This is a genomic window from Blautia sp. AF17-9LB, assembly GCF_003479185.1.
Classification (GTDB): Bacteria; Bacillota; Clostridia; order Lachnospirales; family Lachnospiraceae; genus Fusicatenibacter; species Fusicatenibacter saccharivorans.
The window spans coordinates 105060-119226 of the sequence record NZ_QUGU01000008.1 but is presented as its reverse complement, the minus strand read 5'-3'; the positions used below and the strand labels follow the sequence as shown (position 1 = coordinate 119226).

Below are 14167 nucleotides of genomic sequence, written 5' to 3'. Positions count from 1 at the left end.
TTCGCGTAAATTATTCAGCGTCTGTCTCTGCTGCTTCTTCGTATGCAGCTTCCTCAGCCTCGCCCTGTTTTGCCTCGATAACTGCGTCTGCCATTTTGGAAACGATCAGTTTTACGGCACGGATAGCGTCGTCATTACCCGGAATTACATAGTCAAGCTCTTCCGGATCGCAGTTGGTATCGCAGATACCGATCAGCGGAATTCCCAGTGTATGAGCTTCCTGTACGCAGATTCTCTCTTTTTTCGGATCTACTACGAAGATAGCGTCCGGCAGTCTCTTCATTTCTTTGATACCGCCAAGGTTTTTCTGCAGTTTTGCAAGCTCTTTCTTTAACTCAATGACTTCTTTTTTCGGAAGAACTTCGAAGGTGCCATCCTGCTCCATGGTCTCGATTGCTTTCAGTCTTGCAATACGGCTCTGGATGGTTTTGAAGTTGGTCAGCATACCGCCGAGCCATCTCTCGTTTACATAGTACATTCCGCAGCGCTCTGCCTCAACAGCGATAGCGTCCTGAGCCTGTTTTTTGGTTCCTACGAAAAGGATTGTGCCGCCGTCTGCTGCGATGTCTGCAACAGCTTTGTATGCGTCATCTACCATTCCTACAGATTTCTGCAGGTCGATGATGTAGATACCATTACGCTCTGTGTAGATGTACGGAGCCATTTTAGGATTCCATCTTCTTGTCTGATGTCCGAAATGAACACCGGCTTCCAGTAACTGTTTCATTGAAATTACGCTCATTGTTTTATCTCCTTATGGTTTTATTCTTCCCCATGTTTTTTCACCTTGGAACCTGTTTTTCAAAAAACAGGCACCATCCTTGGTACCGCATGGGTGCTTATTGTGCAACAGTAAGATTGTATCACAGAGTTTTTTTCATGACAAGCATTTTTTTCGCGGATTCTGCGGTTTTTTTCTGTTATTTTTGTGTTTTTCCCTGTTTATCCTTTAAAAACAGATACCAGAACGTTCCGGCGCAGATTACCGCTTCCAAAAAGATGAACATCCATGCACCTGCCGGCGCTTTTTGGGTCATCCAGGATACGAACTGGCTCCGGTAAAGTCCCCAGATATTTTCTGCCATGTGCGCAAGAACCGGGGCAAGGAGTGTTCCGCACCGCTCATAAATAAGGATCAAAAGCACACTTACCACGGCTGCATAGACAAACTGCGTCACATTGCCGTGATATGCACCGAACAGCAGACATGATGCTGCGATGCCCCAGCCGGTTCCCCAGAAATCTTTTGCCCTGCGGTAAATCATGCCGCGGAAAACAATTTCCTCTGCGGCCGCGCTCAGCACACCGACGGACAGGATCAGAAGCAGCGGGTTCTGTCCTTCATAAATCTTTGATGCCATGTCCTGATAGCCGGAAAAGATTCTGGTAAAGCCGGTCACGTTCATTACAGTATTCAGGAGATGGCCGAAGGTCATAACCAGCAGAATACAGGCGGCTGCCTCTGCCGCACTCCACCGTTTTTCCGGTTTCGGGAACATGCCTTCATCTTTTTTGTACTGTTTCCAGAGAACCGGGATCGCCGCCAGACTGCCGATTGCTGATGCAAGAACGGATGTCGCGTGCATACGCTCTTCCAGATAACCGCCGGTCGTAAACGTCATCAGGATCAGCGCCAGAAGTACGGTTGCTCCGATCAGAAACAGTTCGTACGTCAGAAGCGGTTTTAAAAGACGCCATAGCTTCCGCTGGATAGGAATTACGATTTCCTCCGTTTTTGGCTCTGTTTTCGCTGTCCTTTTTTCTTTTATATTCTCTGCTTTTTTCTCTTTCGGCGCAAAGATTCCTGTTCCACTTTCTCCTCTTGTCAGCCACGGGATACGCTCCGGCTTCATTTTTTTGATGCGGTCGCGTCTTTTCTTCTCTTCTTTCGGATCCTCCGCCAGCAGTTTCAGTTCTTCCGGTGTATCACATACCTTTGCGGCACCTGCTGCCTCGAGTTCTTCTCTTCCGCCGTACCCATACGATACGCCGACACAGAGCAGTCCGTTTTCTCTTGCCCCGATTACGTCATAGCTTCTGTCACCAACCATCACCACGTCGGAACGGCTGTCTTCTGCTCCGAGTCGGCGCAGCGTCTCTGCGATGACTTCTCCTTTGTCGGTTCTGGTTTCGTTCATTTCTGAACCGGTTACTACGGTAAAATACTTTCTGATTTCGAAATGCTCCAGGATCTGCTCCACGTATTTTTCCGGTTTGGACGATGCTACCGCCAGAATTTTTCCCTTCTCTTTCAGATACGCCAGAACCTCCGGGATTCCCTCGTATACTTCATTTTCAAAAATGCCCTCTGCCTCGTACCGCTCCCGGTATTTTGTGATGGCCTGCTGTGCTTCTTCGCAGCCAAGGCCTGCAAAATTCATGAAAGATTCCAGAAGCGGCGGTCCCACGTAACAGTTCAGTTTTTCCAGATCCGGCTCTTCGATGCCAAAGGATGCCAGCGCATACTGTACGCATCTTGTAATTCCAGGACCGGAATCGGTCAGGGTTCCGTCCAGATCAAATAATATCATATCTGACATACTCTTATTTCCTCTTTTACTTTTTTATCGTATGACATGTCTTTTATTCTAGCATATCGAAATTAGAAATACAAACAAAACCGGATCAGGCTATTTTCTGCAGAGTGCACGCAGATAGCGGGTGGTCTGATTCTGAATTTCGGCAATGGTACGAATCAGGTTCCAGAGGCGCCTTAAGGACTGCAAGAGGCGGGTTCCTTTTGGTTTCTGGCTGGTTCTTTGGCTGACAAGTGTGCAAGTTTTTGGTTTCACGTTGACTTCCCACGGTTTCATGGTTCGGACAATGCCGTCTGCGCCACGCACTTTTACAGTGATGCGGTTGTAGCCTTCGGAAAGGCTCTCGGCTTTCAGACAGATTTTGTTTTCTTTCCATTCATATTCGGCTTCGGAGCCATTTACCATGCAGGAAAGAATTTCAGCCGTGTCGGCGGCTCCCTCGAGCAGAATTTCCGGGGTATAACCGGGATCTATTTCGACGCTGGTGTCGGCCGGGCGGATAATCAGGGGGTTCGGCGCTTCGAAATCTTCGTCTGCTATCTGTGATAATACGAAATCGGCGATGATCTGCGGCCGTATTTGAGATGGCTCCTCCCCGGCACTCTTAGATGGAGTTTCGGCAGGCGGAGGACTGCTTTCTTCTGTTTGTAGCGGAATATCATCTGGATCTTGGGTCACCTCCTCGGGCGTGGCTGCAGCAACGGGCAGCTGTTCGTCTGTTTTGAGTTCTTCTTTCTCCGGAGACGATTGCCCGGGCCCCGTTTGTTCCTGCTTTTCTGTGTTTGACTTTCCGGCATCTGGCATTACGGTAGGCTCCTCTTTTTCTGGTGCTTTTGTTTCCGAGGTTTGATTTTCTGACTCTTTTTCGGTTGACGGAGATTCCTGCTTCGTTTCTTCCATATCAGGCTTTTCCGGTTCCGGATCTTCTGGCATCAAATTTTCCGTTCCGGATTTTTCTGAACCTGTATCTTCATAATCTGGTTTTTCTGTGTCCATTTCTCCAAAATCCGTTCTCTCCGAATCTGACTCTTCTGTCTCTGATTCTTTTGTATCTGTTTCTTCACATCCTTCCTCTGATTCCGATTCCCCGGAACCCATATCTCCTGCCTCCGGCAATTCTCCTGGCTTCCCCGATTCTGAATCTTCCGAAATTTCTTTCTCCTCTTCTTCCCACCTTTCCGCTGGTTCTTTCTCCGGATCCGGAATTACCGTCGGGGGAAGCATTTTTTCTTCTCCTTCTTTCTCTTTCTTTCCGGTCTCTGCCGGATCTGTTTTCTCTTCCGGCGGCTCTGGTTCCTGCTCTGGTTTCTCTTCTATAGGCGGTTCTTCTTCTGACTTTTCGTCCGGCAGCAGTTCCTCCGGTCCGGCTTTCCCGTCTGCATCTGTCACATCACTGTTCTCGATGATTTCAGCTTCTAATTCCACGCTTTCCACCGCACTTGCGGCCTCGCCTGTCGTCTGCTGTGTCTCCGCGTGGACTTCGATTCCCTGGACTGCCAGGAATCCTGTCATCATTGCGCATATGGTCTTTTTTCTCATCCTGCTTCCTCCCATCTTTTTCTGATCTGCTGATAAAAAATATCCTCCTCCATTCCCGGAATTTCTGCGGCCTCGTTGAGGTACTGTTCTGCTTTTTCCTGCATGTCGAACTGAAGTGCCAGCTCTGCGGCCCTGAGCAGATTTTTCCGCCGGTTTCCATCCTGTCTGCTGCACAGAAGCCGTTCGTAATAGAGAAAACTCTCCTGGCACCAGTCCTGTTCTCTTTCCCCATCCCCGGATTTTCCGCCAAGATAGCACGCATCCGCCAGTCTCTGCCAGATAACCGCCTCCCACTGCCCCTCCATATTCTCGCCTGCGGCCTTTTCCAGCACTTCGATTCCTTTCCGCATGGCGTCTGTGTCATTTTCACGCGCCAGTTCTTCGGAAAAACTGAAATACATTCCTGCAACAGCAAGATATCTGCGGCAGCGTTTTTCCTTTTCCGGCTCCTGCTGCGTGTCATCATAAAATTCAGCCAGCAATGGCTCCATCTGCATTTTTTCCCTTGCCGCATCATCCGCCAGACAGTATTCCACAAGTTCCTGCTCCACACGCCCCGCCTGACTGAGATGGTCTGCCTTTAAGAACGCTTCCCGCGCTTTCTGGTAGTTCGGCAGACTGCCTTCTTCCACCGGATTTCCGCAGAACCAGAGATCTCCCTGCTCCTCCCATTCGTCTGCCGCCGGAAACTGCCCCCATGGCATCCTGCTGGCAACCGCAGCCGCTCCTCCTGTCAGAAAAGCAAAAACTGCAAAGATACGCAGAGTCTTCCTGCCTTTTTGCTTTCTTTCCAGCCGCCGCAGTGCCTTTTTGACTTCTCCGGCAGACGCATACCGCTCCTCCGGCTTTTTCTGCATACACTTTTCCATCACCCGCCAGAGTCCTCTTTTCTGCCGCTTTTTCGCATGCTTCGCCATTGCCGCAAGCAGTGCGCCGAGTGCATAAAGATCGGAACGGGCGTCACACTTCCCGTCATACTGCTCCGGCGCTGCATAACCGCGGGTTCCATAACGGACTTCCACACCCGTTTCTTCTGTTCCGGCTGCACCGAAATCCACAAGGTATATTTCACCACGCTCTGTTATCATCACGTTGTCCGGCTTCAGATCCCGGTAGAAAACCGGCGGGTTCTGTGCATGGAGATAACAGAGAATCCCGCTCAGGGCAATTCCCGTTTTCAGAATTTCCCGGCTGGAAAACCGTTCTCCCTTACGCATACGCTGTCCGATAGATTTTCCGTTTACAGCTTCCATCACCAGAAAGCTTTTTGTCCCACTTTCCAGAAGTTCCACCGCACAGGGAATCCCGGGATATGAAAACTTCTGTAAAAGAAACGCTTCCCGGCGCAGTTTTTCCCTGTCACATATACTTACCTTGACTGCATACCGCTTTCCGGATCCAGTTTTCTCTGCAAGATAAACGACAGACGTTGCCCCTCTTCCGAGCACTGACAGCAGGCGATACTTCCCTCCCGGAAGTTCTACTTTTCCAATGATCCCGCCTCCTCTTTTTACGTCAAAGTGTTTGTCAGTCCGATATTCTGTTTTTGTACATGGATATAAATTGAGCCGAATGGCTCTTCGATAGAGTAATATAGAATCGATTTTTCAGGACGAATGTCCAAGCGGATGAAAAATCGTGATGTAAGTATAACACAACAGCCGCCGTTTCCGCAAGAACTACAGAAGCCGACGGCTGCCAAAAAAATCGCCTGTTTTTTATCTATTTTTTCCCTCTTGACGAATCTTACATCCGTTCCGGTGCCGAGAATCCCAGCAGGTCGATGCAGGTCTCAAGTACCTCGCGGACAAGATCCAGCAGTGCCAGGTAAGATGCTTTTCTTGCCTCATCCTGCTCACTTAAGATCTTGGTCTCGTGGTAGAAATGGTTGAACTCGTTTGCAAGCTCGTAGATATAAGCACAGATCTTATGCGGTGCTTTCTCCTCGAATGCGTTCTCCACAACGCCGTTGAAACGGGATACGGAAAGCATCAGAGCTTTCTCGCTGTCGCTCTTCGGTGCCAGAAGTGCGCCTTTCTTCAGTTCATTTCCCTCTTCTTTATATTTTCCGAGGATGGATTTTGTACGAACGATCGTGTACAGGATGTACGGACCGGTGTTTCCCTCGAAGGAAGTAAATCTCTCAACATCGAATACATAATCTTTCGATGCCTGGTTGGACAGGTCACCGTATTTAATAGCAGACAGTCCGACAATCTGTGCCGTTCCTCTTGCATCCGTATCTTTTACGCTGCGGTTCTCCACGATCTTCTGATACATCTCATCGTTGATCTCGCCGATCAGACGCTCCAGACGCATAACGCCGCCCTCACGGGTCTTGAACGGTTTTCCGTCTTTTCCGTTCATGGTACCAAAGCCGATAAAGGAAAGAACGGTATCATCATTCACCAGTTTTGCTTTTCTTGCACAGCGGAAACACTGTACGAAGTGAAGCTCCTGACGTTTGTCTGCCAGATAGCAGATCTCGTCCGGCTTGTACAGTTTCATACGCTGGATGATGGTTGCCAGGTCTGTCGTATCATACAGAGCTGCTCCATCGGATTTTAAGATCATGCACGGCGGGATCTCTTTTGTGTCTGTCTCTTCTTTGACATCAACAACGAGTGCGCCCTGGTCATAATGTGCATAACCATTGTCTTTCAGGTAATCTACCATGTCCGGAATGTACTCCTGTGCATCGGACTCACCCATCCACAGATCGAAATGAACGTCGAGATTTCCATAGTTCTTTTTCAGATCGGCAACAGAAACGTTCATAATGTGTTTCCAGATCGCACGATATCCTCTTCTGCCCTGCTGCAGCTCTCTCGTTGCCTCGAGTGCACGTTTCTTATAGTCCTCGTCCTCTTTCGATTTGCCGCTTGCGCAAGGATAAATCTCCTCGAGCTCGCTGATCGTAAACGGTGCTTCCTCCGGGTACTCTCCCGTAAAGGACTCATCAAAATAAACAAGCTCCGGATGGCGCTCCTGCAGCTCGGTGATGATCAGTCCCATCTGCAGACCCCAGTCTCCAAGATGAACGTCACCGATCATGTTGTGGCCCATGAAGCGTCCCATACGCTTGATGCTCTCGCCGATGATCGCGGAACGGAGATGGCCGACGTGAAGCGGTTTTGCCACGTTTGCTCCGCCGTAATCTACGATGATGGTTTTCGGATTTTTTGCTTTCTCTACAGAAAGATCTTCGTCGTTCTGCATTTTGGAAAGATAATCTGCCAGAAATTCCGGGTTGATTTTCAGGTTGATGAATCCCGGTTTTACGGCTTCAATTTCACCGATCACGCTGTGATCGGTCACTTTTTCTACAACTGCTTCAGCCAGCTGGATCGGTGCTTTGTGGTATGCTTTTGCAGCTGCCATTGCGCCGTTGCACTGGTATTCGCACAGATCCGGGCGGTTGGAAACGGAAACCCTTGCATAGGACGGGTCCATCTCCGCAGCGGTAAAGGCTTTTACCAGCTCTTCCTGGATAAGATCGATCAGTTTTTTCATAATGTTTCCCTCATTTTCTTCTTTACTGCAGAATCATCTGTTCTGCGTTTTGTTTCCGCGCGCTGCGCCGGGCTTCTTCCTCTTCTTTGATGCCGCTTTTCTGATAACAGTACTGGATGATATCTCTTCTTCGGATGATGCCGATGAAGATTCCCTCGTCATCCACAACTGGAACGAAATTCTGCCGCATGGACATCTCGATCAGGTCCTCGATGTTGCTGTTGATGTTGACGGACTCATAATTCCACCGTTTCGGAACCTGCCAGAGCGGGATATCCTCTGCTTCATGGTAATTCAGCAGATACCGTTCTTTTATGATGCGGAGCAGATCTCCTTCTGTCAGTGTTCCCACGTAGCAGCCCTTTTTGTTCAGTACCGGAACCGCCGTGTATTTATGATATTCGATCTTCTCGATGGCCTGCCGAAGTGAGCAGTCGTCATACAGATAAGCCGTTTCACTTTTCGGTGTGATAAAAAACAAAATATTCATTCGCGTATACTCCTTTTCGTTGGTCATACTCTTGTTTGATTATACCATAAACGAATGTGAAATGTCTTTGAATCTTTCTTATATTTTCATAAACATACCGAATCCGAAACTCGAATGCCTCTTTGCTGCGCCGCAAATTGCGCTTATTTTCCAGTATAACCGACTTTCCGCAAAAAGTAAAGATCTTAAGTTTCATCCGCACACGCCGCACAAAAAATCCGCACGGATCCAGCACCTACGCTGTACCCGCACGGATTTTTCAACTCTTTTTTGTTCTATTCTCTTCGCAGCGCATCGATCGGATTCAGGTTCGCTGCTTTTACCGACGGCAGCAGTCCGAATACGATACCGATCACCATGGAGAAGACCACGGAGAAAATGATTGCCGGAATACTGATCGCCACAGGCGTCTGCGATACCCTCGAAATCACCTGTGCCATGATAATGCCGCCCAGCACGCCGAGCAGTCCGCCGATGCTGGTGAGCACCGCCGCCTCGGTCAGGAACTGGAACAGAATTCTGCGTTTTCTTGCTCCGATCGCCTTTTTCAGGCCGATCTCGCTTGTACGTTCCGTTACAGATACCAGCATAATATTCATAACACCGATACCGCCGACCAGAAGCGAAATGCTCGCGATCCAGATCAGCTGCTGGTTCGTGCTCTGGCCTAACTCCTGCAGACTCTTTGCTTTCTCCAGCAGATCCTCTGCCTGATAGGAAAGAGAATCAGTTGTATTGGTCACGGATTCGTTCATGATATCCGCTGTTGTCTTTCCCACCGTGCTCATATCCTCGGTCGTTTTTGCCATCACAACGGCATTTTCCGGTTCATCATACTGGAATACGATCGGCCAGCAGACATCCGGCATCAGCACCAGCGGATAGGATTCCTGATTGTACGTATAGTAGTCATCTCTGGAATTGATGACCGGCTGGAACGAATCGGCTTTTTTGATCACGCCGATCACCGTGAACGGCTCTCCCATGATCTCGATCGTTTTGCCGACCGGCGACTCATCCGGGAAGAGTGTCAGCACTGCGGTATCGTCGAGGAGGACAACTTTGTGGGTCTTCGAGAAATCGCTCTCCACAAAGCCGCGTCCCTGATAAATCTGATATCCGCACGTCGACAGATAATTTTCATCCACTCCAAGCGCCTTCGCACTGTCCAGTGTTGTGTTTCCTTTTGCGATGCCGCTCACATACGTTCTTTCGGTGTAAAACGATGCATTTTCCACCTGATCCTGCTCGCGGATCCGCTTTTTCTGATCACCGGACAGTTTCGACACGCCGCTTGGCAGTCCGTTGTCCATCCAGTAATCACCGTCGCCCTGCTTTAAGCTGACGGTCACGTTGTTGTTTCCAGCTCCGATCAGGTTCTGTTTGATCTGCTCATTCGTTCCCTTGATCGTGGAGACAATTGAGATGATCGACGCAATTCCGATGATAATACCCAGCATCGTCAGGAAGGAACGCATTTTGTGTGACCAGATTCCCTGAAAGGAAAGTCTTACATTTTCTAACATAATGCGCCTCCTTAACTGTTGTAATAATCCGATGAACTGGATTCCTTCGTGTCTGCGCCTTCCACCACGGTTTTGCCGTACGGAAATGCAATGTAATCCTCTTCGGAAAGACCGCTCTTCACTTCGTAATAACTGCCCCACAGAAGTTTTCCGGTTACCACATTCTGTTTCTTTAATTTATCATTTTCATCCCGGATATAAACGAATTTCTGTCCGTTTTCCTCGCGGATGAATTCTTTGCTGACGTACAGGCCGTTGCCGTTTTCTACATCGTTTCCGACAGTGATTGCAATCTCGATCCAGTCACCGTTTTCAAAACCTTCTCCGCCTTCCGGGATAACGGCTGTGAACGGATAGAAGGAGGCTGGTGTCTCGCTGTACGACATGTAGCTTGTTGTCGGGTACGGAGAAATCTCGGTTACGGTTGCCGCTGCAAAAGCACCCGAAGACCAAGAAGTCACGTTGAGTTCATCGCCGACTTTTACCTGATCGAGATACGTCTCGCTTAAGTAGCCGCGCACGTACAGACCTTCGTTTCCACTGACCTGGATAAAGGCGCTTCCGTCGTTGGACGGGTTTTCTGCATTTCCAACCTTCTTTACCACACCGCTGATCGTCGCTTTTACGGTCTGGGAATCCAGGGATTTCTGCGTATTTTTGACTTTGAGTTCCTCTTCCTTCTGATCCAGCTTCAGATTACGGATCTGGCTTTCTTTTTCGCTGATGGCTTTTTTCAATTCATCTTTTGTGTAGGTCATCTGGGTATCATCACCGGAAGAAGTATTGTTATTTGCGCTGCTTCCTGTGGATGATGTAAAGAGGGACTGTACCGATGCTTTTTCACCGTAGAATACGGTTTTTGCTGTCGTCTGCACTGCTTCCGGCGCATCTTCGCTCTGCGGTTCCGCTTCCGGTTCTGCCGGGGCTTCGGTCGGCGTCGGCGTTTCCGTCGGAACTGGGGTCTCGCTCGGCACCGGAGTTTCTGTTGGAACCGGCTCTGTGGTCGGAATCGGTGTTGTACTTGGTTCCGGGCTGACGGTCGGCTCTGGAGTTACACTCGGTCCCGGCGTAACGCTCGGGGTCGGAGTTACACTTGGTGTCGGGGTAATCGTTCCTTCTTTTACCGCCACATTTGCAGTGCTGACTGCCATGGAAGTACCCTTGTCATTTTTCGCTGTCACTTCTACTGTATAGATTCCGGCATCCTCTTTTGTGATGTTTTCTTTTGTGTAAGTATCCTTAAAATCTCCGTCGATTGTCTTTCCGTTGTGTTTCCAGACGTATGTGTAAGTGACATCCGTTTCGGTGTTTTCCGTGGAATCGTCTGCCTCACCGCTTCCATTTCCGGCTTCACCCGGCTGTGTCACATCGTCCTCGGACGGACTCTCGGTTCTATCATCCGTTTTATCGTCGGCTTTCTCATCCGGCTTCTCTTCGGTATCTTTCTTCTCATTGATTCCGATTTTCAGCTTCAGCTCGCCGCCCTCTGCCACCTCTGTGTTGGCAAGCGGCGTGGTGATTTTTATTTCCGGTGCATCCGCCGATTCGGATTCTTTCAGACTCAGGACTGCTTCATACGAAGTCTCGTATGCTTTCGCAATCTTCGTTCCATCCTGCTCCCACACGGTTTCCAGCGCCTCTGCGGCTTTGTTTTCCTCATGAATCTCCAGGCGAAACCAGTATCCTTCGCTGTCCTCTTCTTTTTTCGTTCCCTTTTCATCCGCGTATCCTGCCATCTGATTCAGGAATCCGCCTGTTAGGACTGTTCCCGGTGCGCAGAGATAGGTGTATGGGTCTTCCTGCGTTCCTTCTCCTTTGTATGGTTTGGAACCAAATACAAGCTTATTCGTACTGCTGTACAGAACAGCATCCTCGTACGTCGGCTCCGGTTCTGGGGTCGGAATCGGTTCGTCCGGGAAATCCGGATCGATGGGTTCATCTGGAAAATCCGGGAAATCCGGGAAATCCGGCTCCACCGGATTCAGCGGCGTATCCGATACCGGTTTTGTCTTTTTCAGCTTTTCCAGTTCTTTTTCACTCTGCTGGATTTTCAGCTTTGTCTGTGCAAGCTGTAACTGCTGCGTTTCCAGATCCAGCTTGATCATGCTGGTATCGTATGTCATCAGCGTGTCTCCGGCATTTACCACATCGCCCTCTTTGACGAGAACCTGGGAAATGGTCTGGCTGTCGGAAAGATAGATGTTCTGGGAAGCCGTCGAGGTGATCTGGCCTTCCATGTTCATGCTGTCTCCCCAGTAACCACTCGTAAAGTCACTGACCGGATACACTTTTACGGTCGTCTTCTGCGCCTGGCGGATGCCGTAATAACCGCCGACACTGACACCGCCCACGGCAACTGCGGTCACAACTGCAATCGCGGCTTTCTTTGCTGCTTTTCCTTTTTTCATGTTTCAGCCACCTCCTTCGATTTCATCATTCCGTCGCGGATCTCCACGGTGCGCTGTGCCATCGATGCGATCTCCGCGTCATGTGTAATCATCAAGATGCTGACGCCCTCGTCGTTCAGGCTCTGGAACAGCTCCATGACCTGCTCGCCGGAATGGGAGTCGAGTGCTCCGGTCGGCTCATCAGCCAGCAGAATTTTCGGATGGTTGACAATCGCTCTTGCAATCGCCACACGCTGTTTCTGTCCGCCGGAGAGCTGGGTCGGTTTGAAACTCATACGGTCGCCGAGCCCCACCCGCTCGAGGGCAATCGCTGCCCGCTCTCTTCTCTCTTTTTTCGGCACGCCCGCGTACGTCAACGGCAGGCATACATTTTCCATTGCGCTCTGTCTTGCAAGGAGTTGGAAGTTCTGGAAGACAAAGCCGATTTTCTGCAGGCGGATGTCCGACATCTGATTGTCACTGCATTTGCTGATGTCCTGTCCGTCGAGGATCAACCGTCCGCTCGTCGCCTGGTCGAGGCAGCCGACAATATTCATCAGTGTTGTTTTTCCGGAACCGGAAGGACCCATGATCGCAACGTACTCGCCTTCTTCCATGGAGAAGTTGATGTTTTTCAGAACCGGAACCGGGATTTTGCCCTGCATATATTCTTTACAGATATTCTCTAATTCCAGAATCACGGCTGCACCTCCCCGTCATCTGCTGATCCGGCTTCCTGTGTGTCTGCCGGTTCTGCCTCACCATTGTCGGCGCCGCCGATCACGTTCGTTGTATCTTCCTCACCGCTGTACTCTGCGCCGTCCATGGTATTGTCGACCATGCCGTTTTCATCCTGCGTCATACCGTCGTCGACCATTCCATCGTCGTTGTCAAGCATACCGTCATCCTCGCCGCCGGCCGGATTGCTCTGTCCCAGCGAACCATCGGTACTAACGACGGTCTTCATGCCCTCTTCCAGTCCATCCTCCGGGAAGGTGATGGCATCCTCCTCTTTGAGACCATCAGTGATCTGATATTCCATCATATTTTCATCGTATGTTCCCAGCGTTACGCTTCGTTTTTCCAGTTTGCCGTTTCCATCATCGGCCCAGACGTAAGGGTTGCTGTCGACATCGTTGATAAAGTAATCGGACAGCCAGATTCCTGTTTTGACTTCCTGCTGGCCGATATCCGGCTCTACGTAAACGTGCTGGCCGAGCATCAGGCCGTTCGTTCCGTCGAGCTGCACATAAAACGGATAGTTGCTTGACTGCGTCATACCGTCTCCTGAACTGCTGTAAACGTTATTGCTTCCTGTCCGTGCATTTTCCCGATCAATCTTTGTCACAGTTCCAGTCCAGGTCTGATTCTCATCTACACGAGAATGCACGATCACCTGGCTTCCTTCAGTAATCGAACCGTCGCTCATATTCTGTTCATTGATCTGGCCTTTTACACGGAAATCTCCCGTTGCAAGAACGGTCAGGAAGGAATTGTCGGAGTTGTCACCGGAGTAAGCGCCGGCGCTGCTGTCATCGTTGTTGATTGATTTTACAACACCGGCGATTTCGCTGATCACGGTCGCATTGGTGATGTTATCGTTTAATTTATCAATCTCCGCCTGTTTTGATTTTCCTTCATATTCTTTTTTCTTTAAATCCAGCTCCGCTTCCTGAATTTCCAGTGTGATGCTTGCCTGCTGGTCTTTTGATGCCTGCTTTTTGTCTTTGTAAAGCTGGTTGATATTGGTATTCATACTTGAAAGTTCATTGTTTATGCGTTCCAGATCCAGCTGCGCCTGCTCGAGGTCACTCTGGAATTTCTCGGTATCGTAGGAGAACAGCGGTGTTCCGACCTGAACCTCCTGACCGACTTCCACATAAACTTCCTTTACCTTTTTCTCGCTGTTTTTCTCTACCTTCCAGGTATTTTCCGACTCCACAACACCGGCATAGCGGTTTTCCATTCCATTTCCGGTTCCCAGATTGGTCAGGGCTTTTACAGTATTGACATAGACGACGTTATCGTCCTCTTTTGTACCGTTTCCAAGGAAATGCCATGTCACTCCCCCTCCGGCTGCCGCAAGCACTGCGACTGCACACACAATCGCGATTACTTTTTTCTTCATATGCTTCCTCCCACTTTTCTATTTTACAAATTAATTTTCTGCTTTCC

The 14167-nt window shown here is 49.6% G+C and carries 10 protein-coding genes; all 10 read right to left on the bottom strand.

Annotation, left to right across the window (positions count from 1 at the left end):
* Positions 1 to 10 precede the first annotated feature (10 nt).
* Entirely contained in the window at positions 11 to 742 is a 732-nt protein-coding gene (rpsB, locus tag DWX00_RS10350; RefSeq protein WP_022461152.1) for a 30S ribosomal protein S2, read from the bottom strand.
* A 178-nt stretch (positions 743 to 920) separates the two neighbouring features.
* On the bottom strand, positions 921 to 2540 hold the full coding sequence (locus DWX00_RS20440) for an HAD hydrolase-like protein (RefSeq protein WP_117801725.1): 1620 nt from the start codon (positions 2538 to 2540) through the stop codon (positions 921 to 923).
* A 90-nt stretch (positions 2541 to 2630) separates the two neighbouring features.
* Positions 2631 to 4076: a hypothetical protein gene (locus DWX00_RS10340; RefSeq protein ID WP_118595167.1), complete on the bottom strand. Its 1446-nt coding sequence runs from the start codon at positions 4074 to 4076 to the stop codon at positions 2631 to 2633.
* Positions 4073 to 5530, bottom strand: coding sequence for a serine/threonine-protein kinase (locus DWX00_RS10335; RefSeq protein ID WP_243856003.1), 1458 nt, complete (start codon positions 5528 to 5530; stop codon positions 4073 to 4075). Before DWX00_RS10335 ends, DWX00_RS10340 begins: the two co-directional genes overlap by 4 nt.
* Positions 5531 to 5822: 292 nt before the next feature.
* Entirely contained in the window at positions 5823 to 7589 is a 1767-nt protein-coding gene (gene argS, locus DWX00_RS10330; RefSeq protein ID WP_022461148.1) for an arginine--tRNA ligase, read from the bottom strand.
* Positions 7590 to 7611: 22 nt separating this feature from the next.
* Positions 7612 to 8079, bottom strand: a complete 468-nt coding sequence (locus DWX00_RS10325; RefSeq protein ID WP_022461147.1) for a CBS domain-containing protein — start codon at positions 8077 to 8079, stop codon at positions 7612 to 7614.
* Positions 8080 to 8354: 275 nt separating this feature from the next.
* Entirely contained in the window at positions 8355 to 9605 is a 1251-nt protein-coding gene (locus DWX00_RS10320; protein ID WP_117760814.1) for an ABC transporter permease, read from the bottom strand.
* A gap of 11 nt (positions 9606 to 9616) precedes the next feature.
* A complete protein-coding gene (locus DWX00_RS10315) occupies positions 9617 to 12013 on the bottom strand; it encodes an efflux RND transporter periplasmic adaptor subunit (RefSeq protein ID WP_117760812.1) in 2397 nt (798 codons plus the stop codon).
* Positions 12010 to 12693, bottom strand: a complete 684-nt coding sequence (locus DWX00_RS10310; RefSeq protein ID WP_022461144.1) for an ABC transporter ATP-binding protein — start codon at positions 12691 to 12693, stop codon at positions 12010 to 12012. The genes DWX00_RS10315 and DWX00_RS10310 overlap by 4 nt, the downstream gene beginning before the upstream one ends.
* A complete protein-coding gene (locus DWX00_RS10305; protein WP_118595166.1) occupies positions 12690 to 14120 on the bottom strand; it encodes an efflux RND transporter periplasmic adaptor subunit in 1431 nt (476 codons plus the stop codon). The genes DWX00_RS10310 and DWX00_RS10305 overlap by 4 nt, the downstream gene beginning before the upstream one ends.
* Positions 14121 to 14167: the final 47 nt, after the last annotated feature.